General features: G+C 49.1%; 13 protein-coding genes and 1 riboswitch. Of the genes, 10 read left to right on the top strand and 3 right to left on the bottom strand.

Annotated elements, in window-relative coordinates:
* Positions 1 to 252 precede the first annotated feature (252 nt).
* Positions 253 to 1,437, bottom strand: coding sequence for an iron-containing alcohol dehydrogenase (locus ABCW45_RS04625; protein WP_343220382.1), 1,185 nt, complete (start codon positions 1,435 to 1,437; stop codon positions 253 to 255).
* A gap of 237 nt (positions 1,438 to 1,674) precedes the next feature.
* Positions 1,675 to 1,789: riboswitch (FMN riboswitch) on the top strand.
* A gap of 301 nt (positions 1,790 to 2,090) precedes the next feature.
* Here ABCW45_RS04625 and ribD point away from each other — a divergent pair.
* The 4 genes from ribD (at position 2,091) to ribH (ending at position 5,956) form a co-directional block, all read left to right on the top strand.
* A complete protein-coding gene (gene ribD, locus ABCW45_RS04630; RefSeq protein ID WP_343220383.1) occupies positions 2,091 to 3,200 on the top strand; it encodes a bifunctional diaminohydroxyphosphoribosylaminopyrimidine deaminase/5-amino-6-(5-phosphoribosylamino)uracil reductase RibD in 1,110 nt (369 codons plus the stop codon).
* A 22-nt stretch (positions 3,201 to 3,222) separates the two neighbouring features.
* On the top strand, positions 3,223 to 3,921 hold the full coding sequence (ribE, locus tag ABCW45_RS04635) for a riboflavin synthase (RefSeq protein ID WP_343220384.1): 699 nt from the start codon (positions 3,223 to 3,225) through the stop codon (positions 3,919 to 3,921).
* Positions 3,922 to 4,046: 125 nt separating this feature from the next.
* A complete protein-coding gene (locus ABCW45_RS04640; protein ID WP_343220385.1) occupies positions 4,047 to 5,258 on the top strand; it encodes a bifunctional 3,4-dihydroxy-2-butanone-4-phosphate synthase/GTP cyclohydrolase II in 1,212 nt (403 codons plus the stop codon).
* 233 nt (positions 5,259 to 5,491) lie between these two features.
* Positions 5,492 to 5,956, top strand: coding sequence for a 6,7-dimethyl-8-ribityllumazine synthase (gene ribH, locus ABCW45_RS04645; RefSeq protein WP_425518591.1), 465 nt, complete (start codon positions 5,492 to 5,494; stop codon positions 5,954 to 5,956).
* A 125-nt stretch (positions 5,957 to 6,081) separates the two neighbouring features.
* Here the strand turns inward: ribH and ABCW45_RS04650 are convergent, their stop codons facing one another.
* On the bottom strand, positions 6,082 to 6,507 hold the full coding sequence (locus ABCW45_RS04650) for a MarR family winged helix-turn-helix transcriptional regulator (protein ID WP_117469131.1): 426 nt from the start codon (positions 6,505 to 6,507) through the stop codon (positions 6,082 to 6,084).
* Between the two features lie 73 nt (positions 6,508 to 6,580).
* Positions 6,581 to 7,912: an MATE family efflux transporter gene (locus ABCW45_RS04655; RefSeq protein ID WP_343220386.1), complete on the bottom strand. Its 1,332-nt coding sequence runs from the start codon at positions 7,910 to 7,912 to the stop codon at positions 6,581 to 6,583.
* 415 nt (positions 7,913 to 8,327) lie between these two features.
* On the opposite strand from ABCW45_RS04655, the gene ABCW45_RS04660 reads away from it, so the two are divergent.
* The 6 genes from ABCW45_RS04660 to ABCW45_RS04685 all read left to right on the top strand — a co-directional run bounded on the left by ABCW45_RS04660 (position 8,328) and on the right by ABCW45_RS04685 (position 15,934).
* Complete coding sequence (locus ABCW45_RS04660) at positions 8,328 to 8,984, top strand: HD domain-containing protein (RefSeq protein ID WP_117513693.1); 657 nt, start codon at positions 8,328 to 8,330, stop codon at positions 8,982 to 8,984.
* 184 nt (positions 8,985 to 9,168) lie between these two features.
* Positions 9,169 to 10,863 (top strand): AAA family ATPase, encoded by a 1,695-nt coding sequence (locus ABCW45_RS04665; protein WP_117551736.1) that lies wholly within the window; start codon positions 9,169 to 9,171, stop codon positions 10,861 to 10,863.
* Between the two features lie 152 nt (positions 10,864 to 11,015).
* The gene (locus tag ABCW45_RS04670; RefSeq protein ID WP_015553227.1) at positions 11,016 to 11,660 is read left to right on the top strand and encodes a chloramphenicol acetyltransferase; all 645 of its coding nucleotides are present in this window, start codon (positions 11,016 to 11,018) and stop codon (positions 11,658 to 11,660) included.
* A gap of 236 nt (positions 11,661 to 11,896) precedes the next feature.
* Positions 11,897 to 12,817, top strand: coding sequence for a nucleotidyltransferase family protein (locus ABCW45_RS04675; RefSeq protein WP_117503631.1), 921 nt, complete (start codon positions 11,897 to 11,899; stop codon positions 12,815 to 12,817).
* A 274-nt stretch (positions 12,818 to 13,091) separates the two neighbouring features.
* The gene (locus ABCW45_RS04680) at positions 13,092 to 13,436 is read left to right on the top strand and encodes a hypothetical protein (protein WP_133304035.1); all 345 of its coding nucleotides are present in this window, start codon (positions 13,092 to 13,094) and stop codon (positions 13,434 to 13,436) included.
* Positions 13,437 to 13,456: 20 nt separating this feature from the next.
* Complete coding sequence (locus ABCW45_RS04685; RefSeq protein ID WP_117513697.1) at positions 13,457 to 15,934, top strand: hypothetical protein; 2,478 nt, start codon at positions 13,457 to 13,459, stop codon at positions 15,932 to 15,934.
* The last annotated feature ends 102 nt before the right edge of the window (positions 15,935 to 16,036 follow it).

Here is a 16,036-nt window from a genome sequence, read left to right on the forward strand (position 1 = left end):
AATTGACTGCCGTATCAGTAGGCTTATGCTGGACGGCAGTCTTATTTTATGTAACAGGAAATTCCGAGGAATTCGAAAGATGTGCACTCACGCGAAGATGTAGATTGTCGCAAGCGACCGCGCGAGGCGCGAGAATGTGCCAAGGCACGTTTTTTAAAAAAAAACAAGGATTCATGGTATTATATGAAAACCGGGATGCTGCGCAGATAGGCGGCATCCCGGTTTTCTTCATATAATTTTGATAGATTTCTGCTATTTTCCTGCAGCCATCTGATAGATCTTAAGCATATCTTCCGCTTCCAGCTTCTTCGCGGATCCCTTCGGGCCGCCTGCAGCGATTCTCGCGTTTTTCGCCATAGTCTCAAGCTGTTCTTCTGTCGGATCGATGCCGAGTTCCTTTAAGTTTGTCGGCATACTGATGGCACGGTAGAAGTCTTCCATGGCCTCGATCCCCTTTAAACCCGTCTCCATGTCATCTTTTCCAGGTTCAACACCCATGACATTCACTGCGAATTTCGCAAAACGCGGAGTGCAGTTATCGATCACATATCTCGCCCAGCTGCCCCAGATCGCCGCAAGGCCCGCACCGTGGGCAACGTCGAACATTCCGCCGATCTCATGCTCTAAGAGGTGGGAGGCGAAGTCTCCGCCGTCGTTTCCGCAGCCGGTGAGGCCGTTGTGGGAGAGACTTCCGGACCACATCACCTCGGCTCTCGCGTCATAGTTGTCTGGATCGTCCACAAGGATCTTCGCGTTCGTGATCACGGTGCGCATAAGACCTTCCGCAATGGCATCGGTGATTTCCATATTTCCGCCGTTTGTGAAATAGCGCTCCATGGTATGCATCAGAATATCGGTGCAGCCGCAGGCTGTCTGGTATGGCGGGAGAGTCATTGTGATCTCCGGGTTCATGACAGCGAATACAGGGCGGGAGATATCATTGTTGTAGCCGCGTTTTTCCAGTGTTTCATCGTTTGTGATAACAGAGCTGTTGCTCATCTCACTTCCGGAAGCAGCGATGGTCAGAACAACGCCGATCGGAAGGCATGCGGATGCCTGACGGGCGTGTTCATAGAAATCCCAGACGTCACCGTCGTTCGCGAGACCGTAACCGATGGCTTTTGCGGAGTCGATGACACTTCCGCCGCCTACCGCCAGAAGAAAATCAACGCCCTCCTTTCTGCAGAGCTCGATTCCCTCGCGGACTAAGGAAAGACGTGGGTTTGGGACAACACCGCCAAGTTCCACATAGCTGACTCCGGACGCGTCCAAAGACTCTTTAATGCGTCCGAGAAGACCGGAGCGGATCACGCTGCCGCCTCCGTAGTGGAGCAGGACTTTTTTACAGTTTACATTTTTTACAAGCTTTCCGATCCGGTATTCGGTTTCTTTTCCGAATACGACACGGGTCGGGGTATAGAAATTAAAGTTGAACATGGAATTTCCTCCTTATGCTGTGAAAATAGCAGTGCTTAATATATCAAGTATACTGGAAAATCAAGCACATTGCAAGGATTTTGAGCAAAAGGATCCCCTGCATCGATTTTACATAAATTTTAGATAAGCCCGGATGACAAAAATTCCTGTTAAAAACACTTTACAAATTTAAAATACAGGAGTATATTGTAAACAACCGCTGATGAATATGACGGTCAGCGATAGGACAATTCAATAATAAGTCTTCAGGGCAGGGTGCAAGTCCCTACCGGCGGTAAAGCCCGCGAGCCGAGAGGCATGATCCGGTGAGATTCCGGGGCCGACAGTATAGTCTGGATGAAAGAAGAATTTCAGGTTTGTTTGTGATATGCGGAAGTGATCCGGTACTCGAAAAAGAGGACGGGATCGAGGAATTCCGGATCACGGAAGATCGGATCAGTAGCTCTGGAATAGGAAACTGTTTCAGGGCTTTTTTAATGAAAAGGATCCGGGAAAAGCTGGGAATAACGGAAATTTATATTTCCGGATGAAACAACGGACCGAATATGGAAAACCCTGTAGGCATCTACTTTACAGGTTTTTTAACAGAAAATTCCTATGGAACTTTCTGATTGCGCCTGTAAGGCAGGTTTGCGGAAAGAGGAGTGAAAAAGATGACGGACCGGGATTATATGCTGCGGGCCATTGAGCTTGCAAAGGGGGGACTTGGCTGGACGAGCCCGAATCCCCTCGTGGGAGCTGTGATCGTGAAAAATGGAAGGATCATAGGGGAAGGTTATCATGAGCGGTGCGGAAAACTTCACGCGGAGCGAAACGCCATTGCATCGCTCACGGAAAGTGCGGAGGGCGCGACACTCTATGTGACGTTGGAGCCGTGCTGCCATTACGGAAAGACACCGCCCTGCACGGAGGCGATCCTCGAGCAGAAGATCGCAAGAGTTGTGATCGGTTCAAGAGATCCGAATCCCCTGGTAGCAGGAAAAGGAGCGGCGATCCTAAGAGCAGCGGGAGTCCGGGTGGAAGAGGACTTTATGCGGGAGGAATGCGATGCGTTAAATCCGGTATTCTTTCATTACATCACAAAGAAAACCCCCTATGTGGTCATGAAATACGCCATGACGGCGGACGGAAAGATCGCTGCGCGGACCGGCGACTCCAAGTGGATCACAGGAGAAAGCGCAAGGAAAAAGGTGCAGGAGCTGCGCCACCAGTATATGGGGATCATGGCTGGGATCGGCACGGTCCTGGCAGACGATCCGATGTTAAACGTCCGGATCCCCGGGCTGAAGAGTCCGGTGCGGATCATCTGCGACAGCGGACTCCGAATCCCGATGGATTCACAGATCGTGAAGACGGCAAAGGAGTACCGGACCATCGTAGCGTATGCGGGGGAGCATTCCGGGGAAGGCTGTAAAGAAGCGGAAAAGAAAGCGGAACAGCTTCACGCGGCCGGCGTGGAGACTGTGTCGGTTCCGGACGCAGACGGGCGTGTGGATCTTGGGAAGCTTATGGAATATCTCGGAAAACAGGGCATCGACAGCGTGCTTTTAGAGGGCGGAGGTACCTTAAATGACGCGGCGCTGTCAGCCGGGATCGTAAACGAGATCTGCGCGTTTATCGCTCCGAAGATTTTCGGCGGTGCCGGTGCGAAGACTCCGGTTTCCGGGATCGGTGTGGCGCATCCGGCGGAAGCTGTGAAGCTGACGTTGAGACAGATGGAGACGATCGGGGATGATCTGATGCTCAGATATTCGGTAGATTGAAAATGGGAAAGGAAGTAAGGGCATGTTTACAGGGATCGTAGAAGAACTCGGACAGGTGAAGGCACTTTCCCTGCGCGGAAATTCCGGCACGCTGACGGTAAAAGCGAAAAAAGTCCTGGAAGGAACAAAGATCGGTGACAGCATCGCGGTCAATGGTGTCTGCCTTACGGTCACGAATATGAAAAATAACGAGTTTTCCGCCGACGTGATGGCGGAGACAGTGAGGAGAAGCAGCCTCGGAGCACTGCAGGATGGAAGTTATGTAAATCTGGAGCGGGCCATGGCGGCAGACGGCCGGTTCGGCGGTCATATTGTTTCCGGTCACATTGACGGAACCGGTCAGATCGAATCGATGAGACGGGAAGAGAATGCAGTCTGGGTCACGATCGCATGTGCGGATAAGATCCTGGATCTGATCGTGGAAAAAGGTTCAATCTGCATCGACGGGATCAGCCTCACGGTGGCGGCGGTGACAAAGCGGAACTTTTCAGTGTCGGTGATCCCACATACCGGCGAGGAGACAACGCTTTTGAAGAAAAAAGCGGGGGATCCGGTCAATCTGGAAAACGACATTGTGGGGAAATATATTCAGAAATTTGTGGATATCGGAAGAAATTCCGGTGCATACCGGGGAAAAGCGGAGGACGGCAAGGATGCCGGGGACAGCACGAAAGGAAATTCCGGTCTCAGCATGGAGTTCCTTCAGAAATATGGATTTTAAAACAGATGCTTTGAAGATATTTAGAAACATCCAGAAAATATGAGATCAAAGCGGTTAAAGTTTCAGCAGTAGGAATCCTGCTGAAAGAAAACTTTTAATAAAAGGCTCTGGAAAGGCAGGAAAATATGAACGAGCAATACAACACAATCGAAGAAGCAATCGAAGATCTGCGGGCGGGAAAGATCATTCTCGTGACAGATGACCAGGACCGGGAGAATGAGGGAGATATGATCTGCGCGGCAGAGTTCGCGACACAGGCAAATATCAATTTTATGGCAAGTCACGCAAAGGGACTGATCTGTACGCCGATGAGCGCGGCAGTGGCAGAGCGGCTGGGACTTCCGCAGATGGTATCCGAGAACACGGATAACCACTGCACGGCATTCACGGTCTCCATTGACCATGTGGACACGACAACAGGAATTTCCGCGGCGGAGCGCTCCTACACGATGATGAAATGCGTGGACCCGGCGACAAAGCCCCAGGATCTCAGAAGACCGGGACACGTATTCCCGCTTGTAGCAAGACGGGGCGGAGTACTCGTGAGAAACGGCCATACCGAGGCAACTGTGGACCTCATGCGTCTGGCGGGACTTTCCGAGTGCGGCGTGTGCTGTGAGATCATGGAGGAAGACGGAACCATGATGCGGACCACGAATCTGTGGAAGCTGGCGAAGGAGTACGGACTGAAATTTATCACGATCAAGGAACTGCAGGATTACTGCCGTGTCCATGAAAAACATGTGGTGCAGGAGGCCTGCGCGGACATGCCGACCCAGTACGGACACTTTAAGATCTATGGCTATGTGAACGATATTACCGGCGAGCACCATGTGGCGCTTGTGAAGGGTGATATCGGGGACGGTGAGGATGTGCTCTGCCGCGTGCATTCCGAGTGCCTGACCGGAGATGTGTTCGGTTCCATGCGCTGTGACTGCGGAAAACAGCTCCAGACCGCGATGCGCCAGGTGGAGGCGGAAGGCCGTGGCATCATCCTCTACATGCGCCAGGAAGGCCGCGGCATCGGTCTGATCAACAAACTGAAGACGTATGTGCTTCAGGAGCAGGGCTTTGACACGGTGGAGGCCAATATCAAGCTTGGTTTTGCTCCGGATCTCAGGGAATACTGGATCGGGGCACAGATCTTAAGGGATCTCGGCGTGAAGTCCTTAAGACTTCTCACGAACAATCCGGAGAAGATCTACGGACTTTCCGGCTTCGGACTTGAGATCCATGAGCGCGTGCCGATCGAGATCGATCCGCAGCAGTACGACAGCTTCTATCTGAAGACGAAGCAGGACAAGATGGGACACATCTTTACGAAAATCAAAGTGTGATAGAATGGAAAGTCCTGCACACCGGCGGCATGCATCCCGCACGGACGGAAGTGCTGAGATGATTACAGCCGCGCAGGCGGCACAGATCTACGGGCATGCATCCCGCACAGATCTACGGGCATGCATCCCGCACGGATGGAAGTGATGGGCAATTGGAAATAGAATTTTGCATGTAATTATGAAGACTTCTGAATAGCAGTAAGCATAAGAAAAGGAGAAACATCATGAAAGAGATTAAAGTATTAGAAGGAAAAGTTGTAGCACCGGAAGGCATGAAAGTGGGGATCGTAGCTTCCCGTTTCAACGAGATCATCGTAAATAAGCTTTTAGGCGGAGCAGTTGACGGACTTGTCCGCCACGGTGTGGAGGAAGAAAATATCACGGCGGCCTGGGTTCCGGGGGCGTTCGAGATCCCGGTTGCGGCATCTGCCATGGCAAAGTCCGGCAAGTACGACGCGATCATCTGCGTCGGCGCTGTGATCCGGGGGGATACCACACACTACGATTATGTGTGCAGTGAGGTCTCCAAGGGAATCGCTCAGGTGGGATTGGCAGAGAAGATGCCGGTACTCTTCGGCGTCCTGACAACCGAGAACATTGAGCAGGCCATCGCCCGTGCCGGAAGCAAAGGTGGAAATAAGGGATATGACTGTGCACTTTCCGCGATCGAGATGGTAAATCTTATGAGACAGTTCTAATTTCAGATCATATAGACGTAAAAGATCAGCGCCTGAAAACATGTTTCAGAGGCGCTGATTTTTGCGTAATAGGGATTCCTCGGAATTTCCTATTACACAAAAGGCACATTCTGCTTTAGCAGAGCTTATAAGGTTTTCGTCTCCTCCATGAATTTAGCTGCGAAATCCCGGTTCAGTTTCATGAAGAGCTGCTGCTCCTCGGGAGACCAGCTCTCAAAAATCGCATTTTCGATGGCGATCAGGCGATGGGCGGTATTTTTCATGAGTTCCTCTCCTTTTTCCGTGAGAAAAACACAGGTGTTCCTCCCAGTTCCGGGTTTCAGATACAGATAGCCGGCCTGTTCCATCCTGCGTACTGCAGAGTTGATCGTGGATTTTGTGGTGCCGGTCTCTTTGTAAAAAATACTTTGATTGCAGCCGGAGCCGTGTTCGTTGAGAGAGTAGAGAATATCAAGCTCGCTGTCCGTGAGACCGAGCTTTAATGCAGCGTCATGGTAGGCACTGTCGACCTGGCTGAGCAGGTTGTAGAATTCTTTAAATGCAGAGTACATGGCAGATCTCCTGAAAATATAAGTGTATGGGGGGCAGTGCAGGGCTTTGCATCCGCCTGCACGGGCTATCAGTCTATGTGTATCCGTACTTCTTTGCCTTCCGGATCAGGAAGAAGAGCGACAGGCATACCGCCATAAATTCCGCCGCGATGATGGAATACCAGATCCCGGAGACACCGAGGAAAAACGGCAGGATGATGACGGCCCCTGTTTCAAAGATCATGGTACGGCAGAAGGAGATCACAGCGGAGACGAATCCGTCGTTGAGTGCCGTAAAGAAGGAAGATGCGTAGATACTGAAGCCCATGAACAGGAAAGAAATCGAGTATGAGCGGAATGCATGGACCGTCATGTCTAAGAGGTTCGTGTTATAGCGGACGAAAATTCCCGCAAGAAACGGGGCACCCGCTTCTGCCACGATCGTCAGGATGATCTGGAAGGTCAGAATCAGCCGGAAGCTTTTTCCGAGCAGATTCTTTAACTCGCTCTTATTTCCTGCACCGCAGTGATAGCCCACGATCGGGGCACTTCCCATAGAGTAGCCGATAAAGAGCGCTGCAAAGATAAAGCTCACGTACATGATGACACCGTATACGGCAACACCGTCGGAACCGGAAAGGCGCATGAGCTGCCAGTTGTAAAGCATGTTTACGATGGACATGGAGATGTTCGTCATAAACTCGGAAGCGCCGTTTGTACAGGACTTCAACAGGGCACTAAAGTCCATATGGGTCTTTCCGAGACGGAGTCGGCTTTTGTTCGGAAAGATAAAGTAGAGCAGAGGAATCAGTCCGCCGATGGACTGGCTGAGCGCCGTTGCGGTGGCAGCGCCCACGACGCCAAGACGCAAAACGGCGATAAAATAAGCATCGAGGATCATATTTGTGAGTCCTGACGCGATGGTGATCAGGAGTCCTAGCTGCGGGCGTTCCGCAACAACGAGAAAGCTCTGGAATACATTCTGCAGCATGAAGGGAATCAGAGCCAGCAGGATGATCCGGCCGTAACGGACGCAGTAGGGGAGGAGTATCTCATCAGCGCCTAAGAGTTTTGCCATCGGGGCTAAAAGGATCTCGCCGCCTACCGTAAAGAGGAAGCCCACCGCGATCAGAACGTAGACGAGGAGGGAAAAGATCTCCTTTGCCTTTTTTTTATTCCCGGTTCCAAAGGTCAGAGCCACCAGGGCACTGCCGCCGCTGCCGGTCATAAAGCCGATGGCACCGAGGATCATGAGAAACGGCATAATGATATTGATGGAGGCGAAGGCCTCGGAACCCACAAAGTTCGAGACGAAAACACCGTCCACAACACCGTAGATGGACGTTAAAATCATCATGACGATAGACGGAAACGTGAACCGCAGGAGTTTTTTATAGGTAAAGTGGTCGGAAAGTGAAATATTCATTGTGTACCCTTTCAGTTTTTTTACTGTGTCTGCCCGAGGGAAAATTCATGTGTTTCCTATCGACAGTTTTGCAGCTGTTGATGTACGAAATCGTACGTAGAATCATAGTACGATTTCGTACATATGTCAAGAAGAACTTTGCAGTTGCTGTTCGCGCCTTGCACAAACAGTAACTGATTTTGCCGATGCTTCGCATTCCAAATCGGCAAAATCCACTACTACCACTGTATTGTACGGGATTTTCAGTTTAGAAAATTCCTACTCGTGTACAGCAACACTTTACACAGATTTTACATTCTTTTACCGGAGCGTGATTGTTCGTTTCTTTTTTCTGCTATATGCTATAGAAGTGAAAATGAGAGAAAAAAGAAAGAGCAGTCACGAGCTGGGTCGACTGCGGCAGAGGAAAAAGAATATGACATATAAGGAAATCAAGAAAAACGAGGAAGTTTTAGCTTACCTGAAAAAAGGAAACGACAATCTGGGGACTATGGGATTTACAGATCATTCGGACGCGCACTGCGCGATGGTTGCGGAGCGGGCAGCAATGATCTTAAAGAAATTCGGTTACTCAGATCACGATATCGAGCTGGTGAAGATCGCCGGTTTCATGCATGATATGGGAAATGCGATCAACCGGCATGCCCATGCGGAGTATGGTGCCCTTCTGGCATCCCAGATCCTGGAAAAGACGGATCTTCCGATCACAGACCGCGCGATCATCGTCTCCGCGATCGGAAACCATGATGAGTCAACGGGCGGAGCCGTAGATCCGATCTCCGCGGCGCTTATCATCGCCGACAAGACGGATGTACGCAGAAATCGCGTCCGCCAGAAGGAGGTGGCATCCTTTGATATCCACGACCGTGTAAACTATGCGGTTACAGAGGCAAAATTAAAGGTAAACGAGGAAAAGAAAGTGATCACCCTGAACCTGAAGATCGACGAAAACATCTGCTCCATGCTGGAGTACTTCGAGATCTTCTTACAGAGGATGCTCATGTGCCGCCGCGCGTGTGAAATGCTCGGAGCGAAATTCAAGATGACGGCGAACGGAAGTAAGATCGTATAAAACAAAATATGGAATATGCATCAGAGACACTCTTGGAACAGACCGTAATCGGCCTGTACTGAGAGTGCTTTTTTGTAACAGGAAATTCCGGCAGAATACGAGTGGAGTGAAATGATTCAACTTGCATGTGCAAATGCCAGATGGTAAAATGAAGAAAACAGCACAGGGAAAGGAGGAGACACATATGACAGAGCTTTTGAAACTTCCGGTAGGAATCGAAAATTTCGAAGAAATAAGAAGAGATAATTTTTATTATGTAGATAAAACAAAATTGATCGAACAGCTTTTGAGCCAGTGGGGAAAGGCTAACCTATTTACACGCCCGCGGCGTTTCGGAAAATCATTGAATATGAGTATGCTCCGCAGCTTCTTTGAAATTGGGGCGGACCCTGAACTTTTCCGGGGATTGTATATTTCGCAGAAGTCAGCACTATGTGAAAAATATATGGGTCAGTTTCCTGTGATCTCCATCAGCCTGAAAGGTGTAAATGCCAGTGATTTTTCAGGTGCCTGCAGCAGCCTTGTAAAAATCATGAATGCAGAGACGAGGCGGGCATTTATTTCCCTGGATAGCCAGAAACTCAGTGATGTTGACAAAAAGCTGTTTGAAGAATTAATGGACCGCGGTATGACGCAGGATACACTTGTATACAGTTTAAAGGAACTTTCGGAATTGCTCGAACGAAGCTATGGCAGAAAAGTCATTGTCCTTATTGATGAGTATGATGTTCCGTTGGCAAAGGCAAATGAGAATGGATATTATGACGAGATGGCATTGCTGATTCGGAACTTATTTGAGAATGTTCTGAAAACAAATGATAGTTTGAAATTTGCGGTCCTGACTGGGTGTCTGCGTGTCGCCAAGGAGAGTATATTTACAGGACTTAATAATTTTAAGATATTTCCAATCACAAAAGTTGCATTTGATGAATATTTCGGTTTTACAGACGATGAAGTGAGAGATATGCTTCACTATTACGAATTGGATTCGGATTATGAAACAGTAAAGAACTGGTATGATGGATACCGATTCGGAAAAGCGGATGTTTATTGTCCGTGGGATGTGATCAATTATTGCAGTGACCATATTGAAGATCCATATCTTCCGCCTCAGAATTATTGGCTGAATACAAGCGGAAATGAAATGATCTACCACTTTATTGATGGACTGGAAGATCAGACGGGAGTAACGAAAGAAGAACTGGAACTTCTTGTCAATGGTGGTTCGGTTCAAAAAAATATTAATCAGGAACTTACCTATAAGGAATTGTATTCATCTATGGACAATCTCTGGAGTACTTTGTTTATGACAGGGTATTTAACGCAGAGAGGGGAACCGGTTGGAAACCGATATGATCTGGCAATTCCAAATCAGGAGATCCGCAACATCATCACAGAACATATTTTGCAAATGTTCCAGAAAAATGTAAAGAACGATGGAACGATGGCCGATTCATTCTGCAGCGCATTGGAAGCGGGAAATGCAGAACAGGTAGAAGCTCTATTTACAGAATATATGAGACAGACGATCAGTATCAGAGACACTTTTGTACAGCACTCGCGGAAAGAAAACTTTTATCAGGGAATCCTGCTTGGAATTCTGAGTTATAAGAGTGACTGGATCGTCAGATCCAACCGGGAGTCAGGGGACGGATTCAGTGATATTACGATCCGGATCTCAAATTCTGGCACAGGAATTGTTATTGAAGTGAAATATGCGGAAGCAGGCCATGAGAAAGAAATGGTTCAAAAAGCGTTAAAGCAGATACAGGATAAAGACTATGGATATGAGTTTCGACAGGAAGGGATGAAAAGAATCCTGTATTATGGAGTCGTATGCAATAAAAAAACATGCATGGCAGAAGTACTGGAAAGGTAAGAATTGTATAAAATGTAAAGGGATCTTGCAGGCAGCAGAATGTTTGGTATTAGGAGTTAAATATTCGTTGTAAACGCAAGATTCTGTTTTTATATAAGTTAATTACCAGTTTTATAGAAAAGAAAATCCGGGTACTTTTAAAGGAGATTCATATGAAATTTACACCGATCGACCGAACCACCTGGGAGAGAAACTCCCATTATGATTATTATACAAACCTGTTAAAATGCGGCTACAGTGTGACTGTGTCCTTAGATATCACGAAGCTGCACCAGCAGGTAAAAGAAAAAGGACTGAAGTTTTATCCTGCCTTTGTCTACTGTGTCTCAAAACAGATCGCAGTGACAAAAGAATTCCGCATGGGACGGGACAAGGAAGGAAATCCGGGATACTACGATATCCTTCATCCGAATTATACGATCTTCCATGAGGATGACCATACCTTCTCCGATGTCTGGACCGGATACACGGAAGACTTTAAAACCTTCTATAAAAATATGAGAGATGACATGGAGACCTACAAAGACGTAAAAGCCGTAAAGGCAAAACCGGGACAGCCACAGAACTTTTACTGTATCTCCATGGTGCCGTGGTTAAACTTTACTGGTTATTCCGCCTACACAGAGAGCGGAACCCCGATGCTGTTTCCAATTATTACCTGCGGTAAGTTCACAGAGCATGACGGGATACTTACAATGCCATTCTGCGTCAACATCGCCCACGCAGCCGCTGACGGATATCACACATCCATGTTTATCAACGAACTTCAGAAACTGATCGACATGATCGAACTTTAAAGCGCAGCTTTCAAGCTTCCTGCCACACAGAAAAAGCTGTTTTACAGAATCCGGTATTACAAAGAAGAAGTTCGCAGATTATGAATAAAAATTCGAGAATATATAAGTAAAATAACAGTTACGATTTTCTTAAAAAACGCGGGGAAGCACTTGTCTGATTGAAAACCCACGGGGTTTGTGTTATGATGTCTTCAAGTGAGTGTGAGAAGAATCATCAGATAAAGGAGGACTGTTACATGAAAAAGACATCTCTTGTCATCATGGCAGCAGGAATTGGAAGCCGTTTTGGCGGCGGGATCAAGCAGCTTGCCCCGGTTGGACCGAGCGGTGAGATCATTATGGACTATTCGATCCATGATGCCCTGGAAGCAGGCTTTGATAAAATTATCTTTATTATAAGAAAAGATCTGGAAAAGGATTTCAAGGAGATCATCGGAAATCGTATCGAGAGGATCGCTCCGGTAGAGTATGCGTACCAGGAGATGGACGATCTCCCGGAGGGATTTTCTGTTCCGGAAGGAAGAAAGAAGCCGTGGGGAACCGGTCAGGCGATCCTTGCGGCGAGAAATTTAATTAAGGAGCCGTTCCTTGTCATCAATGCAGATGACTATTACGGAAAAGAAGGTTTCAGGATCGTCCATGATTACATGGTAAATGAGATGGATGATACGAAGGACACCTTCGATATGTGTATGGCAGGATTTATCCTCTCCAACACCTTAAGCGAAAACGGTCCTGTAACCCGCGGCGTGTGCACTGTGGACAATAATGGATACCTCTCCAAGGTCACAGAGACATATGATGTATATAAGGCCGAGGACGGCATGCACGCGGCAGACCACGACGGGAATCCGGTTATCGTGTCAGAAGATCAGCATGTCTCCATGAACATGTTCGGTCTCCCGGCATCCTTCGTAAAGGAACTGGAAAAGGGATTCCCGGAGTTCCTTTCTAATGTGAAAGAGGGAGATCTGAAGGCGGAGTATCTTCTTCCGGCAGTGATCGACGAGTGCATCCACAGTGGAAAAGGAACTGTCCGTGTGCTTGAGACAAAGGATAAATGGTTTGGAGTTACTTATAAGGAAGACAAACCGGCAGTTGTCGCATCAATCCAGAAGCTGGTAGATGCAGGCGTTTACCCGAAGAAACTGTTCTAAGAGCATTGCGCTGAGAGGATGTACGTTTACAATACTGTCTGCAAACAGATAAGAACAGCCTGATCAGCCGATCATGGTACGATCATAGTAAAGTGAAATGGTAGCTTTCCCGCTCTTTTTGCATATGATAATCCTGTATAGGGATCAGCAAAGGAGCGGGAACGTTTTTATGGAGAAGATTTACCGGGGATATCCCCTGGAAGTAAAAAAGAGTTACGGAATTTTTAACCCAGAAAGGACCTGTTCGTCCGAAGGGCCAAAGAAAGTCCCCTGGATGCTTTACCGTAGAGAGGAGCAGAGCGGAAAAACGGAGCTGACCGGAAATGAATCCCGGTCAGAGATAGATTATCTTCGAGGTCTCTATCCGGCATCGGCAAAGCAGAACCAGATCCTGGCGGAGGAGGCATGCGATCTTCTGGAATACCCTGGAAGTCCCATGTATGACGAATACCCGGACCGGGAATTCTTATACCGGGAGCTTTCAAAAGTGAGACAGCGTCATCCGGAGGAGACCGCAGGTGGTAAAGAAGGACAGGATCTTTTACAGGTACTGTTTATAAATGAGATCTACAGGAGACGGATCTTAAACAGAATGGAAAATCAGAGCAGTGACAGATAGACAGAGCGAGGAACAGTAAGATGAAGACCGGCAAGAAAGTCATGATCCTGCTGCTTATTTTTGTGGCGGCAGTGATCGTTTATTTTATACACCCAGTTGGGAAGAAAGAAGAGCATGGAATCACGGAGTACACGGCGATGGAGAAAGCGAAATTTCCGGTACTCTATGCGACGATGGGAGACCGGGAGATGGCGCCGGTGTTCGGCCAGACGGAGGAGCGCGGTGTGACCGCAGACCGCGGCAGCCTGATCGTACTTCCGGAAGACCGGAAACTCAAGGTACGGTTTGCCGGTACGACAAAGATCCAGGGACTGCGCTATGAGATCCGCAGCCTCGACACAGAAAATCTGATCGAGCGCACCCAGGTCACATCTCTTGATGCAGCCATAAATGGAGACAGCGAAAATGCCGTAAGTGCAGAGCTTCTGATCCAGAATCTTCTTGAGACAGGAAAAGAGTATCTTCTCGGCGTCTGCGCGAGTCTTCCCGACGGATCCGAGGCCTGGTATTACATGCGGATCGTGGAGCAGGACCAGGGCCATGTGAACGAGATGCTGGCACTGGCGGAGGAGTTTTCCTCAAAGACATACAAGTACAGCGATGCCCAGAGCCTGGCCATGTATATGGAGACATCCCCCGGCGCAAACAGTTCGGCACTGGGAACTGTGACGTTAAAAGACACTTTCACCCAGCTCACATGGGGCTCTCTGGGCGTGGAGCGGACCGGTGAGGCATACACGAAATTAAAGGAACTGTCCGGAAATCTCGCCAATGTGGAGATCGCGACCCATGTGACGGCGAAGGATGGCGAGAAGACGGAAACCTACGAGGTGACAGAAAACTTTACAATGAAGTGGGCATCCCAGCGAATCTACATGATGGATTACGAGAGGACCATGACGGAGCTCTTCACAGGAGATTCCGATCTGTTCTCTGGAAAACGGATCATTCTGGGAATCGGAAACGGTGACGGAGTCCATGCCGTAAAGAGTGCTGGGGGCCAGTACACAGCGTTTGTGACAGGCCGGGAGCTGTGGGCATACGACAGTGGCGAGAATGTTGGAGCCAGAGTGTTCGCCTTCGGCGGCGCGGCATCCGACGATATCCGTGACAACGTGCCGGAACATGGCGTCGAGATCCTTTCTGTGGATGAGGACGGCGGAATCGATTTTATCGTCTACGGAAGAATGAACCGCGGAACCCATGAGGGCAGCACGGGAATCGCCTACTATCACTATGCGATGGACCAGAATGCCCTGGAGGAGAAATTTTTTATTCCATCCACGGAACCTTTTGAGGAGCTGAAGGACGATCTCTCCGTCCTCGCACACCGCGGAACGAACGGAATCTTCTATTTCTATATGGACCATGGAATCTACGGGATCGATCTGAAGAGCCTGGAGTATGTGGCGCTTGCTTCCGGTCTCACAAAGAACCAGTTTGCGGTCAGCGCGGATCACTCCCGGGCGGCATGGCAGGAAAATACAGGAATCTGGGATTCCCAGACGATCCAGATCATGGATCTCGACACCGGGGACAAGACCCAGCTCGGCGGACAGGCGGGGTCCGTATCAAGAATTTTCGGCTTTGTCGGAAATGACTGCATCTACGGAACCGGAGACAGCGGGGATTACCTGATGTCCAACGGCCGTGTAATGGGAGTCTATTTAAAGAGCATCGATATCGTGGACAGGGAGATGAAGTCCGTGATGCACTATGAGAAGCCAGGTTCCTGGATCCGCGAGGTGTCTGTGAATGACAGCCGGATCCATATGAAGACTGTGACAAGCAAGGACGGATTCTTCGGGACATATTCCGCGGACACGCTGGTCTGCAACGCGGAGATCCTTCCGGGAAAGGCCGACGATATCGGCTGGTACGCGTCGGATCAGAAAGGACAGGTCCTGTTTGTCCAGCTCGACAGGGATATCGAGACGGCAAAGAAGATCCGCCAGGCATCCCCGAAGCTTGCGGAGAGCAGAGAGACTGTAAAGCCGATCGCGACAGCAGCCTGCAGGGAAACAGAGTTTTACGCCTACGGACGGGGCAGATTCCTCGGACGGTTTGTGGAGTTCTCGGACGCGGCGGAGACGGCGTACAACAGTATGGGATTCGTGACAGCGGGACGTGACCGGATCATCTGGGTGCGCGGAAACAGGGCGAGCGCTTCCTATATCAGGGATATCACATCGGCGTCAAGGCTGATGGAGCGCTACCTCGATTCCTTTGAGATAAACCAGACGATGGAGGATGGAACCTTCCTTCTGGACGCCTCCGGCAGCACGATCATCCAGGTGTTATACTTTGTGGGACAGAACATTCCGGTGTTAGCCTACACTGGAGAGGGAACGTCCATGTACCTGACCGGCTATGACCAGACACATGTCCGTGTGTATCATCCAGAGAGCGGGGCAACAGAAGTGCTGTCCATGGAGACGGCGAACCAGATGCTTGGGGCAGCGGGGTATGATTTCATATGCTGCGTGCCAACCCTATAGGTTTCGTTCCTTAAGAAAAACTTTACATTTTTCCCAGATATGCTATAATCATAACGAAAACAAGCTGGGACGAATGCGGGATAGCTCTGTCCCTTTTTAGAT

Source organism: Pilosibacter fragilis, from assembly GCF_032490495.1.
GTDB lineage: Bacteria > Bacillota > Clostridia > Lachnospirales > Lachnospiraceae > Pilosibacter > Pilosibacter fragilis.

Excerpts from the sequence above, each read along its gene's own strand:
- ABCW45_RS04670 (WP_015553227.1), top strand. The coding sequence starts at position 11,016 with ATGAAATTTACACCGATCGACCGAACCACCTGGGAGAGAAACTCCCAT.
- ABCW45_RS04660 (WP_117513693.1), top strand. The coding sequence starts at position 8,328 with ATGACATATAAGGAAATCAAGAAAAACGAGGAAGTTTTAGCTTACCTG.
- ABCW45_RS04675 (WP_117503631.1), top strand. The coding sequence starts at position 11,897 with ATGAAAAAGACATCTCTTGTCATCATGGCAGCAGGAATTGGAAGCCGT.
- ABCW45_RS04680 (WP_133304035.1), top strand. The coding sequence starts at position 13,092 with ATGCTTTACCGTAGAGAGGAGCAGAGCGGAAAAACGGAGCTGACCGGA.
- ABCW45_RS04665 (WP_117551736.1), top strand. The coding sequence starts at position 9,169 with ATGACAGAGCTTTTGAAACTTCCGGTAGGAATCGAAAATTTCGAAGAA.
- ABCW45_RS04685 (WP_117513697.1), top strand. The coding sequence starts at position 13,457 with ATGAAGACCGGCAAGAAAGTCATGATCCTGCTGCTTATTTTTGTGGCG.
- ABCW45_RS04655 (WP_343220386.1), bottom strand. The coding sequence starts at position 7,912 with ATGAATATTTCACTTTCCGACCACTTTACCTATAAAAAACTCCTGCGG.
- ribD (WP_343220383.1), top strand. The coding sequence starts at position 2,091 with ATGACGGACCGGGATTATATGCTGCGGGCCATTGAGCTTGCAAAGGGG.
- ribE (WP_343220384.1), top strand. The coding sequence starts at position 3,223 with ATGTTTACAGGGATCGTAGAAGAACTCGGACAGGTGAAGGCACTTTCC.
- ABCW45_RS04625 (WP_343220382.1), bottom strand. The coding sequence starts at position 1,437 with ATGTTCAACTTTAATTTCTATACCCCGACCCGTGTCGTATTCGGAAAA.
- ABCW45_RS04640 (WP_343220385.1), top strand. The coding sequence starts at position 4,047 with ATGAACGAGCAATACAACACAATCGAAGAAGCAATCGAAGATCTGCGG.
- ABCW45_RS04650 (WP_117469131.1), bottom strand. The coding sequence starts at position 6,507 with ATGTACTCTGCATTTAAAGAATTCTACAACCTGCTCAGCCAGGTCGAC.